Source organism: Dictyobacter vulcani (genome assembly GCF_008974265.1).
GTDB lineage: Bacteria > Chloroflexota > Ktedonobacteria > Ktedonobacterales > Ktedonobacteraceae > Dictyobacter > Dictyobacter vulcani.
On record NZ_BKZW01000004.1, the window covers coordinates 262346 to 284377 of the forward strand.

Below are 22032 nucleotides of genomic sequence, written 5' to 3' on the forward strand. Positions count from 1 at the left end.
GCTGGTCGCAGCGACCAGTTCCCCGTATGAGCACGCATCATCCTCGTACCGGCAGCCTTTAAGGCCAATATTTTTCGTTGAAGCGCTTTTGTGGCCATAAAATAGGTGGAGAAAAGCAGCGGATCGTCCGTGGAGAGGGCGCCACACCTTGCTTACTGGTCACGTCGAACCATCTCTCAACGTCTCGCTAACCGAAAAGTATTGGCCTTAAAGGCTAATACTTTTCGGTTAGCCTTTTTCTGGACGAGATTGACGAAAGCATCTAAGCCGATCAGAGGCCCAGTGACTTCAAAGGAGCAAGAAAAGCGAACAGGTAGGTTCGACCCTTTGGGTCGATTCGTGCCTGCATGCTATCCTTGCTTGACCATGAGCAAGCCTCTTCACGCCTTGCTTCACCGCTTTTTCACTTGCGTGATCCTGCGGAGGTGAGGGTAGCGTGGAGGCACCCGAATCGACCCAAAGGGTCGAACCTACACGTTTTACCTCTCTTGATCCTTTGAGAAGGTGTTCCTTCACCGTCATGCTATCATTTCAGCCATTCAATCCTTAAGTGAAACGTATTGGCCTTTAAGGCTGCCGGTACGAGGGATCGCTGAAAATGTGGGCATTCCCTGATAAATGCAGAAAAAATACGCATTGGAGGGAACGTATTCTGTGCCCGGATTGGCTACTCTTCTTGTATGTACAAATGGAAACGTTGAAGATCCCTCGATTGATTGATGGGCATGAGAAATAGGTGTTGTTTTTATGCATTATGTCCTCATTCTGCTTGAAAAGTAAAGGAATGGATTGGTAATATGGAGGTATCATTACGAGGTTCGCGCCTCTCCTTGCAGCAAACACGTCTCTGGCCTTTCTCTCAGGAGAACCAGAATGCGTACCTGGTACAAGGTGTGATTTCGTTGAATGGTTCGCTTCAGGCTCCGTTGGTGCAGCGTGCTGTACAGCAGCTTGTTGAACGACATGAGATCTTACATACGGTGTTTCGTTCCCTGCCCGGTATGGATTTTCCAATGCAGATTGTGGGAAGTCCTGAGTTTAGCTGGCGGCAGACGGAGATTACTGAGTCGCTGGCAGTCGCGGAGCAGCAGGCGTATCTTCAGTCTTTGCTTCCTTCTCTTCAGCAGGGTGTTGATCTGGAGCAGGGCCCGCTGCTGGCGGTGCAGTTGCTCGATTTTGTGACGACTGGTCAGCAGTATTTGCTGGTGCAGCTGCCGGCTCTGTGCGCGGATGCCGCTGGCTTGCAGGCGTTTAGCAGTGAGCTGGCGCAGGAATATCAGGCCTGCCTTTCCGGGAGCGTGAGCTCTGAAGAGGAGCCACTCCAGTACGCGGACGTGGCTGCCTGGCAGAATGAGTTGTTTGAGGAGGATGAGGCGGAGGAGCATTGTTCTTTCTGGCAGCATGTACAACTGTCGGCTCTTGAAGTTTTCTCATTGCCTGGTAGTCAGGTTTCTTCCAAACAGACCAGCGCCACATTTACTCCTCAGATATATGATTTTGCTTTCTCACCTGCGCTGTACACAGAACTACAGGCGGCCTCGCAGCAACTGGAGGTAGCCCCGGAAAATATCCTGCTGGCTGGCTGGCAATTGTTCCTGGCGCGCCTGACCAATCAAGAAGAGCTTGTTACGGGTGTCGCATACACTGGCCGCAGCTATGAAGAGCTTCAGGGGGCGCTCGGCCTCTATACACGGGTCCTGCCCTTTACGACCTTTGTTGATCAGAGCTCGACCTTCGCGCAACTGGTGCGGCAGGTGGATCTGACCGCGACTGAAGCGGAGCAGCGTCAACTGTATTTTTCCTGGGATAAGCTGAATACGCAGCAGCGCGTCACGTTCCCGACGCATTTTGCCTATCTGCCACGCGTCCAGAACGTTGAGGATACCACGGTCGTGTTTGAGCTGACGAATATTGTCAGTAGCCATTCCGAGCCGTTTGTGCTGAAGCTGGAGGTGCTGGAGCAGCAGGCTGGCCTGCAAGTACGTTTCCATTTTGATGCGAATGCCTATACCGTGTCACAGGTCGAGCAATTTGCTTCCTCTTTCCTGACGCTGTTCCACAATGCCCTTAACGGCCAGAACAGCGAGGTCCAGCGACTGGCCCTGTTTACCGCTGAAGAAGAAGTCAGCATTGTCCAGCAGTTCAGTGGCCCACGTACAGTGTTTGCACATGGAACGCTGGTAGAGTTATTCGAGCAGCAGGTGGCGCTACATCCCGAGTGGCCTGCGCTGACCAGCAACCACGAAACATTGACCTATGCTGAGGTCAATGGCTGGGCGAACCGCCTGGCGGTAGCCTTGCAGAAGCGTGGCGTGGCTCCGAATGTGCTGGTTGGTCTGTGTGCCTCGCGCTCGATCGAGACCGTGGTTGGTCTGCTGGCTATCTTGAAGGCGGGCGGTGCCTATGTGGCCCTGGATCCGCAACTTCCGGCGCAACGCCTGGGCTATCAACTGAAAGATACCGGGGTACAGGTTGTGGTGTCCCAGGTGTTTTCGCAGGACCTCTTTACGGACTTCGAGGTCGAGGTGTTGCCGGTTGAGGCCTACCAGAACTCGCAGAACTCACAGGTTGTAGCGAACCCGCAGGTGGCGCTCAATCCGACCGATCTGGCCTATGTGATCTATACCTCTGGTTCAACGGGTACACCCAAGGGTGTCTTGCTGACGCAGCAGAATGTCAGCAACTATATTCAGTCCTTGCAGCAGCAGTTGAACTGGCAGGCTGGCTGGCAGTTCGCCACGGTCTCGACGCTGGCGGCCGACCTCGGGAACACGGTGATCTTTGGGTCGCTGGTCTCCGGCGGCTGTCTGCATATCCTGGACTACGAAACGGTGACTTCGGCTCAGCTCTGGTCTGAGTATGTGCGCAGCCATCCCATTGATGTACTGAAAATTGTGCCTTCGCACTTGAATGCGCTGCTGGCAGCCAGCGACAACGGACTGGAGATCCTGCCGCGCAAGCAATTGATCCTGGGTGGTGAGTCTTTGACGGGTACGCTGCTGGCGCGCCTGGCTGAGAGTGGCGCGACCTGTGAGGTCATCAACCACTATGGTCCGACCGAAACCACCGTGGGTGTCCTGGTCAACGTACTGGGACCTGTCCAGTCGGAGTGGAAGCGCGCCGATAAAGCGGTCCTGCCGCTGGGTCTTCCATTGAATAATATCAATGTAGTGATTGTGAATAACGGTGGTCAACTGGTGCCGGTTGGTGTGGCTGGCGAGCTGTATATCGCGGGCGCGGGCGTGGCGCAGGGATATCTGAATCAGCCCGAGTTGACCGCGGCGAAATTTGTCGAGCTGGGTTGGGCGCCGCAGCCGCAGCAGCGCTTCTATCGCACTGGTGATCTGGCGCGCTATGGCAGCGATGGCAAGATTGAGTTCCTGGGTCGTGCCGACTCGCAGGTTAAAGTGCGCGGCTATCGCGTCGAACTGGGCGAGATTGAGCAGGTGTTGCGTGAGCATGAGCAGGTTGAGGAGAGCGTCGTGCTCTTGCGCGAGGATCTGGTCGGGGAGCAGCGCCTGGTGGCCTATGTGGTGCTGAAGCATGCCTCGGCTGAGGTGGATAGCGCGCTACTGGTCTCCTTTGTCCAGGATCGTCTGCCGGCCTATATGGTGCCGACGGCGGTGGTGGTGCTGGCCTCGTTGCCACTGACCCCCAATGGTAAAATCGATCGCCGCCGCCTGCCAGAACCTGAAGAAGCCTTGCCGGTGGTAACGGACCTCTATGTGGCTCCGCGTAATCCGGTTGAGGAGTTGCTGGCCGGGATCTGGTCGGAGGTTTTGAATGTCAGGCGCGTGGGCATCTTCGATAACTTCTTTGCCCTCGGTGGACACTCACTGCTCGCCACCCAGATTATCTCGCGCATGCGTACCACGGTCGGTATCGAGATCCCGATCCTGAAGTTGTTTGAGGAGCCTACGGTCGCGGGCCTGGCCCGGCGCGTCAATGATTTGATGTTGCAGGCCGTTGGCGAGCCAGGTATCAACCAGACGCCGGAGATCCAGGCTATCCCACGCGATCAGGTCTTGCCGCTCTCGTTTGCGCAGCAGCGCCTCTGGTTCCTGGAGCAGTTGAATCCAGGCACGATTGCCTATAACAAGCATATCGCCCTGCGCCTGACTGGCAGCTTGCATGTCCCGGCGCTTGAGTTCAGCCTGAATGAGATTATCCGCCGCCATGAGAGTCTACGCACCACCTTTGCGACGCTCAATGGTCAGACCACGCAGGTTATCCATGACTCCGCGCCATTGAGCCTACCAGTCTTCACAGTGCTCGATGCGGTTGGTGTCCAGAATGTCGAAGAGGATCAGACCCTGACGCGCTTGATCCGTGAGTGTGTGGATCAGCCTTTCGATCTGGTCACGGGACCCTTGCTGCGCGTACAGCTCTTCAAATTAGAGGCGGAAGAGCATATTCTGGTGTTGACCATGCACCACATCGTTTCGGATGCCTGGTCGAATTCCATCTTCCTCTCCGAGTTGTCCGATCTGTATACGGCGAGCATCAAGGGCGAGCAGGCCGAGTTGGCCGCGTTGCCGATCCAATATGCTGACTTTGCCGCCTGGCAGCAGGAGTATCTCCAGGGTGGTGTGCTGGATGCCCATCTCAATTACTGGAAGCAGCAGTTGCAGAACGTCGAGACGCTGGACCTGCCGACCGATCGTCCACGCTCAGCGTTGCCGAGTGGTCATGCACGCCATTTCCCTTTTACTTTCAATGGTGAATTGCAGGAGAAGTTGCAGGACCTGAGTCGTAACTCTGGCTCGACCCTCTTCATGACCCTGCTGGCTGGCTTCCAGGTTTTACTGGCGCGCTATAGCGGTCAGGATGATATCAGTGTTGGCTCGCCGATTGCCAATCGGAATCGCGCCGAGATCGAGGGCCTGATCGGCTTCTTTGTCAACATGCTGGTTCTGCGCAGCGATCTCTCCAGTAATCCAACCTTTGTCGAGCTGCTCAAGCAGGTGCGTGAGACCGCCTTGCGGGCCTTTACGCATCAGGATCTACCATTTGAAAAGATCGTCGAGGAACTGCATCCAGATCGCAATCTCAGTGTAAATCCACTTTTCCAGGTGAGCTTTAGCCTGCAGAATACCCCGGCGGCGGAACTTAATCTACCTGGCCTGGTGCTTACTCCGGTCAATACGCTGGACGCCACCACCAAGGTGGATCTGGAACTGCATATGTGGGAGACCGCTGAGAATCTCCAGGGCACGCTGATCTATAATACCGATCTGTTTGATACCGTGACCATCGAGCAGTTTGTGGCCCAGTTCGAGGTCCTGCTCAATAGCATTGTCACTGATCCCAATCGACCGATTGGCGGCCTGCCTCTGTTGTCCCAGGAAAATCAGGAGAAGTTGACCGGCTGGAATGAGGTGAAAGCGCCTTTCCAGGTGACGCTGCTGACCCAGGAATATGTCGAGCAGCAGGCGGCTCAGCGTCCACAGGCGCTGGCTGTGCGCACCGTTGAGGCGGAACTGACCTATGAACAACTGAATATACGTGCCAATCTACTGGCCCATTTCTTGCAGGCGCAGCACGTTGGTCCTGAGCAGGTGGTTGGCGTTTGCCTGCCACGCTCGACCGAGATGTTTGTCGCGCTGCTGGCGGTTCTGAAGGCTGGCGGGGCCTACCTGCCGATCGACCCTGTCTATCCTGCCGAGCGCATTAATTATATGCTCCAGGATGCCGGAGCGCAGATTGTGTTGACGGAATCCTCACTGGCCGCTCTGGTCTCAGTAGAGGGCATGCTGGTGTGGAACCTGGATACGCAGTGGTCCGAACTGGTTGATTATGCGACCAGTAATCCAGCGGTCGTGGCCGGACCGGACAATCTGGCGTATATGATCTATACGTCGGGCTCAACTGGTCGTCCAAAGGGTGTGCAGATCACGCAGGAGAACCTGCTGAACCTGGTGCACTGGCATCAGCAGAGCTATGCGGTGACTCCTGATGACCGGGCGACGCAACTGGCCGGTGTGGCCTTCGACGCCTGTGTCTGGGAAGTCTGGCCCTATCTGACGGCTGGTGCCAGCCTGTTTGTGCCTGACGAGCAGACGCGCCTCTCACCTGAGCTGTTGCAGCGCTGGTTGAACGAGCAGGCGATTACGATCAGCTTCCTGCCGACCCCATTAGCGGAACAGTTGCTGGCCCAGAAGCCCGAGGATAGTACCCTGCGCTTCCTGCTGACCGGTGGCGATGCTTTACAGCGTCGCCCCCAGGCCAATACACCATTTACGCTGGTCAACCATTATGGTCCGACCGAGGCCACGGTCCTGGCTACGGCTGGCGTGGTCGAGGAACAGGATCTGGGCAGCCTGCGCGTGCCGAGCATCGGACGAGCGGTGGCGCATAGCAGTGTCTATGTGCTGGATCAGCATCTGCAGAAAGTGCCGGTCGGCGTGGTTGGTGAGCTGTATATTGGTGGTGCCGGTGTCGGTCGTGGCTACCAGGGCCGCGCCGATCTGACCGCCGAGCGCTTTGTGCCTGATCCCTATGATCAGCAAGCAACCGGTAAACGCTTATATCGGACTGGCGACCTGGTGCGTTTTTTGCACGATGGCCAGATCGAGTTCCAGGGTCGCGCTGATGATCAGATCAAGGTGCGTGGCTTCCGCATCGAATTGGGTGAGATCGGGACGGTGCTGGCGCAGTATCCAGACCTGGAAGAGAGCGTGGTCACGGTCGCGACGACGCCGGCGGGCCAGAAGCAGCTTGTGGCCTATCTGCTGGTGAAGCCGGGGTGGTCTGTGACCTCGCCGTCCTCAAGGATTTCCTGGCACAACATCTGCCCGAATACATGTTGCCATCGGTCTTCATGATCCTGGAGACACTGCCACTGACCGCCAACGGCAAAGTCGATTATAAAGCCTTGCCGGAGCCACAATTCACGGTGGCGGACAACTCGTTTGTGGCGGCAAGTAGTCCCATCGAGGTGGCGCTGGCCGAGCTGTGGAGCCAGGTGCTGGATGTCCAGCATGTGAGTGTCCATACTTCATTCTTTGAACTGGGCGGCCACTCGCTCTTAGCCACCACCCTGTTGACACGTATTCGCCAGGTTCTGCACGTCGATATGCCCCTGCGCTGCCTGTTTGAATATCCAACCGTTGCCGAGCAGGCGCGCTGGATCGAGGAGGCAGGCCGTAAACACCAGCCGCCGGTGATCAGCGCGGTGGAGGAGCGCGAGCATCTGCCTCTCTCCTTTGCACAGCAGCGCCTCTGGTTCCTGGATCAACTAGAGCCAGATAGCGCGGCCTATAATAGCCCGCTCGTGCTGCATATCCAGGGTGACCTGAACCTGACGGCGTTGGAAGAGAGCCTGCAAACCATTGTGCAGCGCCACGAAAGCCTGCGCACCACCTTTGTCACACAGAATGGACAGGCGGTGCAGAAAATTGCACCGGAACTGCAACTCAATCTTACGGTTGTGGATATCAGCCAGAAATCCCAGCAGGAGCAGGAAGCCTTTGTACAGGAGACTGTCCAGCAAGAGGTGCAGCGGCCCTTTAATCTGGCCACGGGTCCTTTGCTGCGCGCTGGCTGTATCAAGCTTGCGGCTACCGAGCATGTCTTCTTCATGACGGTCCATCACATTACCTGGGATGGCTGGTCGATGAGCGTGTTCGAGCGTGAGTTCTTCGCCCTCTATAGCGCCAACGTCGCAGGCAAGTCCGTGCGCTTGCCTGCCTTGCGGGTACAATATGCGGACTACGCGCTCTGGCAGCGCAACTGGTTACGCGGCGAGGTCCTGGAAAATCAGCTCGCGTACTGGAGCCAGCAACTGGCAGGTGTCGAGCCGCTGGAACTGCCGACTGATTTCCCACGGCCCGCCATGGCCTCTGGTCAGGGTCTACGCCAGGAAGTAGTGGTTCCCCAGGCATTATATCAGGGCATCCAGCGCCTCAGTCAGCAGGCCGGTGTCACCACATACATGACACTGATGGCAGCCTTCCAGGTCCTGCTCGCCAAATATACACAGCAGTCAGATATCAGCGTGGGGACACCGGTGGCGAACCGTGGTCAGAGCGAGATCGAGAACCTGATCGGTTTCTTCGTCAATACGCTGGTGATCCGCAACGATCTCAGCAGCAATCCCAGCTTCCGGGATTTCTTGCAGCAGGTACGCGAGACCACGTTGAATGCCTATGCGCACCAGGATCTGCCCTTTGAGAAACTGGTCGAGACCTTGCAGCCTGAGCGTGAGAAGAACCACGCGCCTCTGTTCCAGGTGATGTTTGTCTACCAACATGCGGCGGGCTCACAGCATACACCGGCCAATCTGGTGGTGACGCCCGTTGAGAACGAGAAATGCACCTCCAAGTTTGATCTGACGCTCTCGGTGGCAGAAATTGATCAGCAGCTCAACTGTGTGGTGGAATACAGCACGGATCTGTTCGCGGAGTCCACCATCCAGCGCTTCTTACAGCACTGGCAGACCCTGTTGGCCACGATTGTCGCGCAGCCTGAGCAGCGCCTGAAGCAGATCTCGGTTCTGCCAGCACACGAGCTACGCTTGCAGGCCAGCTGGAACCAGACCAATGCGCCTCTACCATCCACGGCGAGCGTGCAGCAATTGTTTGAGCAGCAGGTCAGCCGCCAGCCGCAGGAAATCGCGCTGGCCTATCGCGAGCAGACCATGAGCTATCAGGAATTGAATGAGCGCGCTAACCGGGTCGCGCACTATCTGCAGGCTCGGCATCAGGTCGGACCAGACACGCTGGTGGGTATCAGTATCGAGCGCTCACTGGAGGCCCTGGTCGCGCTTATGGGTGTCATCAAAGCCGGTGGTGCCTACCTACCCCTGGATCCATCTTATCCCGCGGATCGCCTGGCCTTCATGATCAATGATTCGCAGGTCTCGGTGGTGTTGTGCAAGGCACCAAACGATCCCGAGGGTCGAACCTACATGGGGGCACCAAACGACCCCGAGGGTCGAACCTACATGGGGACGGTCTTTGTGAACCTGGATAGCTCATGGGCGGAAATCTCTTCTTATAGTTCGGAGAATCCCGAGTGTGTGACGCAGTCACGGGATCTGGCCTATGTGATCTATACCTCGGGCTCGACTGGTCTGCCTAAAGGGGTGATGGTTGAACATGGCAACCTGCGCAATCTCGTGCATGCCTTGAAGCCAGTCTATAACCTGACCTCGGAGCATCGGGTCCTGCAATATATGTCGCTTAACTTTGATGTCTCGATTGCCGACATCTTCTCGACCCTGACCAGTGGGGCGCGCCTCTGTCTGGTGCCTACGGATGTGATGATCCCTGGTGAGGCCCTGCATGAACTGCTGCAAAGCTACGAAGTTACCTCGGGACGTTTCCCGCCATCGGTGCTGCAGGCCTTGCCGAACGATAATTTGCCGCAGCTCAAAACGGTGATTACTGGCGGTGATCGCTGGACACTTGATCTGCTGGAACGCTGGATCGGCCAGGGGCGGTTCGTGAATGAGTATGGTCCCACCGAGACGACTGTGCTGTGTACGCTCGGAAAGTGTCGCCTGGATACGCAGGACATCGCCATCGGTGGCCCGATCGCCAATACCTATGCTTATGTGCTGGATGCGGCCGCGCAGCCGGTGCCGATCGGGGTATCCGGTGAGCTGTATATCGGCGGGGCCGGTGTGAGTCGCGGTTATCTTAAGCGCTCAGCCCTGACCGCTGAGCGCTTTGTGCCGGATCCCTGGAGCCCACTGCCAGGTTCACGTATGTATAAGACCGGTGACCTGGTACGCTATCTACCGACCGGCGAGATCAAGATCCTGGGCCGTACCGACGATCAGGTTAAGATCCGTGGCTTCCGCGTCGAACTGGGTGAGATCGAGAATGTCCTGAACCAGCATGAGGCGGTACGTGAGAATGTCGTGCTGGTCCATGGCGATACGGCCAGTAACAAGAAACTGGTGGCCTATCTGGCGGTCGAGTCAGAGCAGGTGAGCAGTCAGGAGATGCGTGAACTGGCGCGGCAGACGTTGCCAGAATACATGGTCCCTTCGCACTTCGTCTTCCTGCCCGCGCTGCCAACGCTGCCCAATGGCAAAATTGATCGCAAGGCCCTGCTCGTCCTGGATCTCGTGGAAGATACTGCCGTGAGCTTCGTGGCCCCACGGACCCTGAACGAAGAGGTGGTGCTGTCCTGCTGGAGTGAGGTGCTGGAGCGTGAGCGCATCAGCGTCGAGGATAACTTCTTCGCGATCGGTGGTCACTCGCTGCTGGCTTCGCAACTGGTCTCACGCCTGCGCACGGCCTTCCAGCTTGAGATACCGCTGCGTACGCTCTTTGATGCCCCGACCATCGCCGAGCAGGCCGTGTTGTTCGAGCAGCTACGCCGTAGTCAGGCGCACACACTGGCACCGGAACTGGTCGCGGTTGAGCAGCGACCACAGCATATCCCGCTTTCCTTTGAGCAGCAGCGCCTCTGGTTCCTGCACCACATGGACTCCGAGAGCGTGGCCTACTCGCTCCCGGTGGTGATCCGGCTCAAGGGCGAGATCCAGGTGAAGCTACTCGAAAATGCGCTGACCGAGATTGTACGCCGCCAGGAGAGCCTGCGCACGACCTTTACCACCGTCAATAATCAACCGGTCCAGCAGATCGCCCCGGCGACCCGCTTCACGCTTCCGCTGCTGACCATCCTGCCGCAAGAGGATCTGGATGTAGAGGCGCAGGCGCTGGAACTGGCGCAGGTCGAGCTCCAGCGGCCCTTCGATTTAGAGCAGGGACCGTTGTTCCGCACCTTGTTGATCGCGCTCTCGCCACAGGAGCATATCCTGGTGCTGAATATGCACCATATTATCTCCGATGGCTGGTCGGTCGGTATTCTGGTGCAGGAGTTGACGACACTGTATATGGCCCTGAACCAGAACAGTGTGGCTCCCTTGCCAGAACTGACCCTGCAGTATGCGGACTACGCGCTCTGGCAGCGCAACTGGCTGCAGAAAGCTGCTATGCAGACGCAGGTGCAATACTGGAAGGACAATCTTTCCCACCTTGAGCCGTTGAATCTGCCTACCGACTATGCGCGACCGGCGGTGATGACGCGCCAGGGTGCGAAGCAGGCTTTCGTGGTCTCGCCAGAGATTCTGGCTGGACTCCAGCGCATCAGTCGCCAGGAGGGCGCGACCCTATTCATGACGCTGCTCTCGGCCTTCCAGCTCTTGCTGGCTCGCTATAGTCAGCAGAACGATATTGTGGTCGGCACGGTGTCGGCGCATCGTTCGCAGCGTGAGTTGGAGTCGCTGGTCGGTTTCTTTATCAATACCTTGCCGCTGCGCACACAACTGGATGGGGAGTGGTCTTTCCGCAATCTGCTCCAGTCGGTACGCGAGACCACATTGAATGCCTATGCGCATCAGGATGTGCCATTTGATCTGATGGTCGATGCGGTCCAGGCCACGCGTGACCTGAGTACCTCGCCGATCTTCCAGGTGCTCTTCATGCTCCAGAATGTGCCCTTTACAGCAGAGAGTATCTCGGATATAGAGATGAGTGTAGTTGATATCGAGACCCACACGGCCAAGTTTGATCTGACCCTGACGGCGGCTGAGACCAGCCAGGGCCTGAGCGCATCCTTTGAATATAGTACCGAGCTATTCAAGCCTGAGACCATCGAACGCTTGAGCGCGCACTTCCAGCAGTTGCTGGCGGCGATTGTGGCTGATCCACAACATCCGATTGGTCGCTATCGCTTGCTCACCGAGCGTGAGCAGTCCCTGTTTGATAGCTGGCAGGGTCCGGCGCTGCCCGTTGTAAGCATTGAAACGCTCCACAGTGGCATCAGTAGCCAGGCACAGCAGACGCCACACAACACCGCTTTATTGTCGGTGTCGGAGAGCATGAGCTATCAGGAGTTAGAGCAGCAGTCCAATCAGCTGGCCCACTATCTGCGTGGACTGGGTATCGGGCCAGAGAGTAAAGTTGGCCTGTGTCTGGAGCGTGGGGTGTCGCTGCTGGTGGGTATGCTGGCCATCCTCAAGGCCGGAGCCGCCTATGTGCCACTGGACCCTAATTATCCGGTGGAGCGGCTGCACTTCATCCAGGCGGATGCGCAGATGGAGCTCTTGCTGACCCAGACCTCGTTGCAGGAGCAGATCGCGCTCCCGGGCATCGCGGTATTGTGTAGTGATCGCGACAGCGCCTTGTGGTCCGAGGAACCAGTCAGCGCTCCTGATGTACCGATGACGAAGGCCAACCTGGCTTATGTCATCTACACCTCGGGTTCAACCGGCCGACCGAAGGGGGTAATGGTCACGCATGCCAGCGCGACCAGCTTCGTCGAGTGGTCCCGGCAGACCTATACAGAGGCTGAACTCAAGGGAGTGCTGGCGAGTACCTCGATCTGCTTTGACCTCTCGATCTTCGAGATCTTTGTCACCTTGAATGTTGGTGGTACCGTGATCATCGCCGAGAACGCCATGGAGCTGGCGCAGCATCCCTATCGTGACCAGGTAACGCTGGTCAATACCGTCCCATCGGCGGCGGCCGAACTGGTCCGGCAACGGGCCTTTCCGGATGGCGTGCTGACCATCAATATGTGTGGTGAGGCGCTGCCGCTGACGGTGGTACAGCAGCTAGAGCAGACGACGGACATCCAGAACATTTACAACCTGTATGGTCCGTCAGAAGATACCACCTACTCAACCTATACGCTGGTCAATTCCAACTACCTGACCATCGGGCGGCCACTGAGTGGTACCCAGGTCTATGTGCTGGATCCCTATCTGCAACCGGTACCATTGGGGGTACGCGGCGAGCTCTACCTGAGCGGTGAGGGCCTGGCACGCGGCTACTATGGACGCGGCGAGCTGACGGCCGAGCGCTTTATCCCGAATCCTTTTGGTCCGACACCTGGAGCGCGGATGTATCGCACCGGTGACGTGGTGCGCTATCGTGCTGATGGCGACCTCGACTTCATCGGCCGTGTTGACCATCAGGTCAAGATTCGCGGCTTCCGCATCGAGCTGGGTGAGATCGAGAACTGCCTGCAGCGCCATCGCGACGTTAAAGACGTGGTGGTCACGGTGCAGGAGGAGTCCAACGGCACTAAGCGCATCCTGGCCTATGTGGTTGGTACCGCTGATGTCGATGGCTTACGGCACTATCTCCAGGAATACCTGCCGGCTTATATGATTCCGGCCTTTTTCCTGCCCCTGGAGGCGCTGCCGCTGACACCTAACGGTAAAGTTGATCGCAAGGCTCTGCCAACGCCTGATCAGCATCAGGAGAGCATGGCCCGTGACATCATTGCTCCGCGCAACCAGGAAGAAGAGATCCTGCTACAGCTCTGGACCAGGTCTTGAGTACCGAGCAGCCGATCAGTACGGATGATAACTTCTTCGAGATCGGTGGTGACTCGATCCTGAGTCTGCAGATCGTGTCACGGGCTCGTGAACTGGGCTTACAGCTCACGCCACGCGACATCTTTGAACACCAGACCATCGCTGGACTGGCAAGGGTGCTGGCGAGTGCGGGCAGTATCGCGGTCAACGAGATAGAGCAGGGACCGATCAGTGGCGACGTGGTGTTGACACCGATCCAGCACTGGTTCTTTGAGCAGCAGCTGGTCGATCCGAACCATTGGAACCAGGCCTTCATGCTCAGTGTACGCCCGGATATCCAGGTGGATCTACTGCAGCAGGCGCTGGCCCATCTACCGCTCCACCATGATGGCCTGCGCACACGCTTTAGCTATCGCGATGGACACTGGCTACAGACCATCGCTGCACCCGAGTCGGCCCGGCTCCTGTCTTCGATAGGATCGATGTTTCTGAATATAGTGGTCAGGACTTACAGGATCTGATTGAGCTGCACGCCCGGGACGCCCAGGCCGCGCTCAACCTGTTCCATGGTCCGGTCTGGAAGGCGGTCTGGTTTGATCTGGGGGCCGAGCAGCCATCGCGTCTCTTACTGGTGATCCATCACCTGTTAGTGGATGGTGTCTCCTGGCGCGTGCTGCTGGAAGATATCCAGGTGGCCTATAGTCAATTAGTGCAGAACCAGGCGGTTAAGCTGGCCGCTAAGACCACGGCCTTCCAGCAGTGGGCGGGACAACTCCAGAGCTATGCGCAATCAGAGGAGGTGGTCAAACAACTCCCTTACTGGCTGGCGCAGACCGACCATCTCTTCCATAATCTGCCGACCGACCATCAAACGGGCGCGAATACCGCTTCCTCGGTGGAGCATGTGCGGCAGGCCTTGAACAGGGAAGAGACGCGGGCACTGCTGGAGGATGTGCCACCGGCCTTCCACACGCAGATCAATGATGTGTTGTTGACGGCGCTGGCACTGACCCTCTTACCATGGAGCGGCAACCGGGCCCTGTTCGTCAATCTGGAGAGCCATGGACGCGAGTATCTGCAGCCCGGCATGGATCTATCCCGCTCGGTGGCTGGTTCACCAGCTTATATCCACTGCTGCTGGACCTGCGGCACAGGGCGCGACGCAACCGCTGACCGCTTTGAAGCTGATCAAAGAGCAGTTGCGCCAGGTGCCACGTTCCGGCATTGGCTATGGGCGCTGCGCTACCTGTATCAACCGGACGAGAGTTTGCCAGCGGAGCAACGTGCGACCCTGGAGCAGCTGCGCACGCTGCCATGTGCGCAGCTGAGCTTTAACTACCTGGGCCAGTTTGACCAGGTCATCCAGTCTGACGGCATCTTCGGCGAGGCCGCTGAGTCCAGTGGCATGTCGCAGTATGAGAACAACTTGCGCGTCCATCTGCTGGATATTACGGCCAGTATCGTGGATGGCGGTTTCGCCATCGACTGGGCATATAGCACGGCGCACCACGAGGCCAAAACCATCGAGCGCCTGGCTAACAACTTTATCCAGCGCGTGCGACAGATCATTGTCCTGTGTCAGGATCTGCAGAATAGCGGCTATACGCCATCGGACTTCCCGCTGGCCTGCATGACCCAGGAGCAGATTGATCGCTTGCTGGGGAATAACCGCAATGTCGAGTCGGTCTATCGCTGTCGCCCTTGCAGCAGGGTCTGCTGTTCCATAGTCTCTATGAGCCAGTCGGCGGCGACCATATTATCCAGACCTGCTTTAGCATTGATGGTCCATTGAATGTGGAGGCTTTTGTGCAGGCCTGGCAGCAGGTCAGCGCCCGCCATGGTGTCCTGCGCACTGGCTTTATCTGGAGGGACTACAGGAGCCGTTGCAGGTTGTGTCGCGCACGGCAGAGATTCCAGTCATCAGTGTGGACTGGCAGGCTGACTCGGTGGAAGAGCAGCAAGCAAAATTGGCCGAGTATCTGAAGACCGATCGCTTCCAGGGCTTCACGCTCTCCCAGGCACCGTTGCTGCGCCTGCTCCTCTGTCAATTGTCCGAGGACCACTACCAGGTGGTCTGGACTTATCACCATCTCTTGCTGGACGGCTGGAGTATTCCATTGCTCCTGAAAGACTTGTTTGCCTGCTATCAGGCCACTGATCAGCAGCGCCAGCCGGTCCTGGGGAAGGTGCGCTCGTACCAGGATTACATCCTCTGGTTGCAGCAGCAGGATATGGCGAAGGCTGAGGCGTTCTGGCGCGAGAAGCTGAGCGGCTTTATGGCTCCAACCTCGATCGCGGTTGAGAAAGCGCAGTCGGCAGTACGCGAAGTCAGCTATGGCAAATGCCAGCTGGAGCTGTCAGAGGAGGTAACACAGGGACTGCAGCGCCTGGGACGGCAGCAGCAGCTTACGCTGAACACGCTGGTCCAGGGAGCCTGGGCGATTCTGCTGAGCCGCTATAGCGGTGAGTCAGATGTGGTCTTCGGGCCACGGTCGCCGGACGTGCCGCGGCGGTGCCGGATATCGAGCGCATGGTTGGTCTCTTTATCAACACCCTGCCCGTGCGCGCCAGCTTCTCCGGACCACCCCGGTTAGCGAACTCCTGCAGCAGTTGCAGCAGCATCAGTAGAGGTTGGACCCTATGAATACAGCCCGCTGGTCAGTGTGCAGAGCTGGAGTGAGGTCCCGCGTGGGACCAGCTTGTTTGAAAGCCTCTTTGTCTTTGAGAATTATCCGGTGGATACCAGTCTCAAAGAGAGCGCCGATGGCCAGCAGCAGCTCAGTGTCCAGTTCAACCATACGGTCGAGCAGACCAATTATCCATTGATGCTGGAGGTCCTGCCGCATCAGCAGATCCTGTTCCAGCTGAGCTATACCCACAACAGCTTCTCAAACGAGGCGGCTGCCGGTCTGTTGCACCATCTGCAAACGCTGCTTGAAGGTATACTGGCGAAGCCCGAGGCGGTAGTGGCCGAACTGCCACTACTGACCAATCGTGAAGTCGAGCATATCGTCGGGAAGCTGAACCAGACACAGGTGCCGTATCAACTGGATACGTCACTGCACCAGTTGATCGCCAACCACGCCAACCGCTATCCCACCACGGTCGCCCTGGTCTGTGGCCAGACGCGACTGACCTATGGACAGTTGCAGGAACGGGCCACACAGCTCGCGCATCGCCTGCGCCGCCTGGGTGTTGGTCCTGACGTGCTGGTTGGACTGTATATGCCGCGCTCCATCGAGATGGTGATCGGCATGCTGGCGATCTTCCAGGCCGGTGGAGCCTATCTGCCGCTGGATCTGGCCACACCGAAAGGTCGCCTGGAAACCATTCTCCAGGACGCGCAGCCACGGGTCCTGCTGACCTATGCCCACCTGCGTGATCAGCTCCCGATCAGTACGATCCAGACGCTGTGTCTGAATCCCACCTGGCAGGACTTCGCGCAGGAGAGTACGCTGCTGCTGCCCGATGATGCGGATAATCAGCGCCTGGCCTATGTGATCTATACCTCGGGCTCGACCGGCAAACCTAAGGGGGTGATGGTCACACAAAAGGGGATGCTCAACCATCTCTTCATCAAGATCGAGGAGCTAGACATCACGGAATACGACCGTATCGCGCAGACGGCTTCGCACTGCTTCGATATCTCGGTCTGGCAGATCTTCGCCGGTCTGCTCAGCGGCTCGCGGGTCCATATCCTGCCTGACGAGATCGCCCATGATCCTGAGAATCTGGTGCAGGCGGTGGCCCAGGAGCACATCTCGATCCTGGAGGTGGTGCCGTCACTGTTACGCGCCATGGTCGAGATGATCCCTACGGAGCGCCTGAATGCGCAGCTGCGCAGCCTGCGCTGGCTGGTGGCCACAGGTGAGGCACTGCCGGCGGATCTCTGCCGCCGCTGGTGCCAGAACAGCCATCTGCCCCTGGTCAATGCTTATGGTCCTACCGAGTGCTCGGACGATGTGACACACCTGGTTGTCGATGAGCCACCGGCGGCACATGTCAGTGTGATGCCGATCGGTAAAGCCCTGGCCAATACCAGCCTCTATATCCTGGATGAAGCTTCCAGCCGGTTCCGATCGGAGTCGCGGCCCAGCTATACATCAGTGGTACCGGGGTTGGACGTGGCTACCTGCTGGATCCACAGCGTACGGCCAGCACGTTTATGCCGAATCCTTTCAGTGGGGTTCCCGGTGAGCGTATGTATCGCACCGGTGACCTGGCGCGCTACCTGCCTGACGGAACGGTCGAGTTTGTCGGTCGCGTCGATTATCAGGTCAAGGTCCGGGGTTTCCGCATCGAGCTGGGTGAGATCGAGGCTGCGCTCCAGCAGCACACGGCGATCCAGGAAAATGTGGTGCTGGTCCGTGAGGATGTACCGACGCAGCAGCGCCTGGTGGCATATGTGGTCTGTACCTCGGCTGCCGAGACGCCCGCGATTGACGAGCTCAAGCAGTTCTTGCGCCAGCAGTTGCCGGACTACATGCTGCCAACGGCCTTTGTGCTGCTGCCAGCCATGCCGCTGACCAGCAATGGCAAGATTGATCGCCGCGCCCTGCCGGCTCCTGAGGAGCAGGACGAGCGCACGGACGACCAGTACGCGGCGGCGTTGAGTCCGCTGGAGGAGTTGCTGGCCAACATCTGGCGCGACGTGCTCTCGCTCAAGCAGGTGCATGCTCATGATAACTTCTTTGAACTGGTGGACACTCACTGCTGGCGACACGCTTGATCTCGCGCATTCGTGCCGAGTTCCAGATCGAGATCCCGCTCAAGAGTCTCTTTGAAGCGCCGACGGTGGCTGCGATGGCGGCGCAGATCGCGCAACTCCAGCGCGAGAACCAGCATGTGGCCACCCCACCTCTGGTGCCGATGTCGCGTGAGAGCGCTATCCCGCTCTCGTTCGCGCAGCAGCGGCTCTGGTTCATCGACCAGATGGAGCCTGCCAATGCGGCCTATAATATTCCGCTGGCCCTGCGCCTGAGCGGTGATCTGAATGCCGAGGCGCTGGTCCGCAGCCTGCAGGAGATTGTCAACCGGCACGAAATCTTACGCACCAGCTTTGTGGTCCAGGATGAGCAGCCGGTGCAGATCATCCATAGCGCCGACACCTTCCAGGTCCGGCAGTTGAATATCAGCGAACTGGTAGCCAGTGCCCGCGATACGCTGATCAAGCAACTGGCGCTGGAAGATGCACAACGGCCCTTTGATCTGACGGAAGCACCGTTGATGCGCGCCACGCTGGTCCGTTGTAGTGATCCCAGACTCCAGTCTACCGCCAGTGAGTCCAGTGGCAGTGAGGCGCTGGATGAGCAGGAAAGCGAGTTTGTGCTCCTGTTGACCATGCACCACATTGTTTCCGATGGCTGGTCCATGGGTGTGCTGTTACGCGAGTTGAGTGTGCTCTACCACGCCTATAGTCATGGCAAGCCCTCACCGCTCAGCAACCTGGCGATCCAATATGCCGATGTCGCGCTCTGGGAGCGCAGCTGGTTGCACGGCGATCTGATGGATTATCACCTGAACTACTGGAAGCAGCAGCTGAGTGGCTTTACCTCTCTGCAACTGCCAACCGATCGGCCCGGCCGGCGGTGCCAACCAGTAATGGTGCGGCCTATCAGTTCTCTCTGCCGTCAGCGGTCGCTGAAGCGCTCCAGGCCCTCAGCCAGCAAGAGGGAGCGACCCTGTTCATGACCCTGCTGAGCGTGTTCCAGCTGGTCCTCCAGCGCTATAGCCAGCAGGACGACATTGTACTGGGTACGATGTCGCGGGCCGTAACCAGGCCGAGGTCGAGGACCTGATCGGGTTCTTTATCAACCAGCTGGTGTTGCGCTCGGATCTCTCCGGGAGCCCACGTTCCGCGAGCTGCTGCGGCAGAACCGCACTATGTGTCTGCAAGCCTATGTGCATCAGGATGTGCCCTTTGAGAAGCTGGTCGAAGAAATTCGTCCGGGCCGGGGTACCAATCTTGCACCGTTCTTCCAGGTCAAATTCTTACTGCAAAACCTGCCTGCCAGTGGTAGTCAGGTCCTGGACGATATCAATGTCTCGGTGATGAAACCCGAAGCCATCAGCTCCAAGCTCGATGTCATCTTACAGATCACACCGGCTGAAAGCGGCTTGCACGGCCTCATCACCTATAATACCGACCTGTTCGATGCCTCGACCATGATCCGCCTGGCCGAACACTTTAAAGTGCTGGTCCTGAGTATCCTGAACAATCCCGATGCTCATATCTCCACACTGGAAATGTTCACGCTCGCCGAGCGCGAGCAGCAAGAGCAGGCTCAGAAGCAGCGTGCTCAGTCTGCCAGGAACAAGTTTAAAGGCGCTAAGCCCAAAGCCATTTCTGCCAAAATCGATTAGCTTTTTTTGAGAAGGAGATACAACCGTTATGAGTGCTCTGAACAAGTTTAAAAATATTAAGCCCAAAGTTGTGACACAGCCAGCCCAACTGGTCAACCTGGGATCACTTCCAGAGCGGGAAGGGCTATCTCCCCTGGTCATTAAGCCGGTCGACAGCTCGGTTGATCTGGTGGCCTGGGCGCAGAACAATGCCGCTATGCTTGAGGAACAACTCCTCAAGCATGGGGCGATCCTCTTCCGTGGCTTTAAGATTGCCAGTCCGCTGGTCTTTGAAGAATTGGCCAGCAAGCTGTGTGACGACCTGTATAGTGAGAACGGCGAGCATCCACGCGAGGAGATCAGCGGCAACGTTTATACGCCGGTCTTCTATCCGCCTGAGAAAAAGCTGCTCTGGCACAACGAGAATTCCTTTAATGCCACCTGGCCGGTCAAGATCTGGTTTTATTGTGGCCGACCAGCCGATCGCGGCGGTGAGACTCCAATCGCGGATAGCCGCACGATCTACCAGCAGATCCGGCCGGAGGTGGTCGAGGAGTTTGAGCGCAAGAATGTTATGTATGTGCGCAACTATGGGACTGGCCTGGGCCTGAATTGGCAGACGGTGTTCCGCACCAAAGAGAAGAGCGAGATCGAGGCCTACTGCCGCCGTGAGCACATCGAGTTTGAGTGGAAAGACAATGACCGCCTCAAGACCTTCCAGATTCGCCCGGCCGTCCTGACGCATCCTAAGACCGGCGAGAAACTCTGGTGGAACCAGGCGACCCACTGGCATACCGCCTGTCTGGATCCCGATGTGCGTGCCTCGCTGTATGAGCTCTTTGCTGAAGACGACCTGCCACGCTGCTGCTACCTGGGCGATGGTAGCCCGATTGCTGACGACGTGATGGAGCATATCTGCGCCGTCTATGAGCGCAACGAATTGAGTTTTCCCTGGCAGCAGGGCGACATCATCATGCTCGACAACATGCTGATGGCCCATGCGCGCAATCCTTTAAAGGTCCACGTAAGCTCTACGTCGCGATGGGCGGCATGATGAGTTTAAACGACTTATAGTGTCTGGCGAGGAAAAAGCACGTGCAAAAAACAATTGAAGGCTATCGCCTTTCACCACAACAGAATTATCTGTGGCTCTCTCAGCAGAGCGACCGTTTTTATGCACAGGCCGTTGTTGAGCTCACTGGCAGTATTGTCAGTGAGCAGCTCAAAGCGGCCTGTGAGCAGATTATGCTGCGCCATGAGATCTTCCGCACCACCTTTGTCCTGCTGCCCGGTACCTCGATGCCGATCCAGGTGCTCGCGGAGCAGGCGCTCTATAGCTGGAACAGCCATGATCTCTCATCGCTGTCCGCGGCGGCTCAGGAAGCGGAACTGGCACTCTTGTTGCAGCAAGAGCGCCAGCGTGAGTTCAATCTGGAACAGGGACCACTGGTCCATCTCAACTATGTTTCTTTAGGAGAGAACAAAGCGGCCCTGGTTGTGACCTTCCATGCGCTGAATGCGGATCAGACGACGCTGCAGCAATTTGTCAAAGAGCTGGCTCAGGGCTATGCTGGCTCCGATGCTTGTTCCGATGATGAAGAAGAGCTGGTGCAGTACTTGCAGGTTTCTGAATGGCAGAACGAGCTATTAGAGGAAGAGGAGAGCGAGGCTGGCAAGCAGTACTGGCAGAAGCGCAAGGCTGCTGATCTGGCCGAGCTGTCCTTGCCAGGTGAGCGCAAGCCGGATGTGGAGCACGTGGTTTCTGCGACGCAGGTGCGCCAGGACGCAGTTTCCTCCACGCTCTATACCCGGCTTGAGCACTTCGCGGCCAGCCAGCAGAGTACGGTTGAGCATAGCCTGTTCAGCGCCTGGGCTATCCTGCTGTGGCGTCTGACCGGTAAAAGTGCGGTCCAGGTTGGTCTGGCGGTCAATGGACGCATCTATGAAGAACTGGCCGAGGTGCCTGGTCCGGTTACACGCTATGTTCCGCTGGTGGCCCACCTCTATGATCGCCAGAACTTTGTCGATGTGCTGCAGGTCACTCAGCTTTCGCGTACCGAAGCTGAAGAGATGCAGCACTATTTTGCGTATGAGCATGCCAATGCCGCGCTACCATATAGCTTTGCCGCCATCAGCCAGCAGCCCACGCCTGGCGGCTCGGATGTCAGCTTCGCGTTAAGCACGAGTATTGTCTATAGCGTGCCCGGCAAAATCAAGCTCTCGGTAATCGAGAACGCTGGAAAGCTGACCCTGCAATGGCACTATAATACCGCGTACTTCGCCGCCTCGGATATTGAGCGCCTGTCCGCGCAATACCTGACCCTGCTGGAACATGCCATCAAAGCACCGCAGTCCTCGATTGGTATTCTTTCACTGCTCAGTGCAGCCGAGCAGGAACAGCTCTTGACAAC

7 protein-coding genes and 5 pseudogenes are annotated in these 22032 nt (G+C 57.6%); all 12 read left to right on the forward strand.

The features are described from left to right. Positions 1-797 precede the first annotated feature (797 nt). On the forward strand, positions 798-6824 hold the full coding sequence (locus KDW_RS28475) for a non-ribosomal peptide synthetase (protein WP_151759296.1): 6027 nt from the start codon (positions 798-800) through the stop codon (positions 6822-6824). Then, the gene (locus KDW_RS28480) at positions 6746-13300 is read left to right on the forward strand and encodes a non-ribosomal peptide synthetase (RefSeq protein ID WP_151759297.1); all 6555 of its coding nucleotides are present in this window, start codon (positions 6746-6748) and stop codon (positions 13298-13300) included. The genes KDW_RS28475 and KDW_RS28480 overlap by 79 nt, the downstream gene beginning before the upstream one ends. After that, positions 13297-13800 (forward strand): condensation domain-containing protein, encoded by a 504-nt coding sequence (locus KDW_RS35450; protein ID WP_151759298.1) that lies wholly within the window; start codon positions 13297-13299, stop codon positions 13798-13800. Before KDW_RS28480 ends, KDW_RS35450 begins: the two co-directional genes overlap by 4 nt. A gap of 5 nt (positions 13801-13805) precedes the next feature. Next, a complete protein-coding gene (locus KDW_RS35455) occupies positions 13806-15071 on the forward strand; it encodes a condensation domain-containing protein (RefSeq protein WP_269822552.1) in 1266 nt (421 codons plus the stop codon). Continuing rightward, positions 14981-15262, forward strand: coding sequence for a condensation domain-containing protein (locus tag KDW_RS36250; RefSeq protein WP_162005697.1), 282 nt, complete (start codon positions 14981-14983; stop codon positions 15260-15262). The genes KDW_RS35455 and KDW_RS36250 overlap by 91 nt, the downstream gene beginning before the upstream one ends. After that, positions 15160-15873 (forward strand): annotated as a pseudogene (locus KDW_RS28500) (condensation domain-containing protein); the annotation flags it as partial. The gene KDW_RS36250 and the pseudogene KDW_RS28500, both read left to right, overlap by 103 nt. A gap of 27 nt (positions 15874-15900) precedes the next feature. Next, positions 15901-17334 (forward strand): annotated as a pseudogene (locus KDW_RS36255) (AMP-binding protein); the annotation flags it as partial. 146 nt (positions 17335-17480) lie between these two features. Further along, positions 17481-18008, forward strand: a complete 528-nt coding sequence (locus KDW_RS34455; RefSeq protein ID WP_233098019.1) for an AMP-binding enzyme — start codon at positions 17481-17483, stop codon at positions 18006-18008. Then, positions 18005-19077, forward strand: a pseudogene (locus tag KDW_RS28520) (condensation domain-containing protein). The gene KDW_RS34455 and the pseudogene KDW_RS28520 overlap by 4 nt, the downstream one beginning before the upstream one ends. A 55-nt stretch (positions 19078-19132) precedes the next feature. Then, a pseudogene (locus tag KDW_RS28530) lies at positions 19133-19642 on the forward strand (condensation domain-containing protein); the annotation flags it as partial. 28 nt (positions 19643-19670) lie between these two features. Further along, positions 19671-20675: a TauD/TfdA family dioxygenase gene (locus KDW_RS28535; RefSeq protein ID WP_198925641.1), complete on the forward strand. Its 1005-nt coding sequence runs from the start codon at positions 19671-19673 to the stop codon at positions 20673-20675. Between the two features lie 41 nt (positions 20676-20716). Beyond that, positions 20717-22015, forward strand: a pseudogene (locus KDW_RS28540) (condensation domain-containing protein); the annotation flags it as partial. Positions 22016-22032 lie beyond the last annotated feature (17 nt).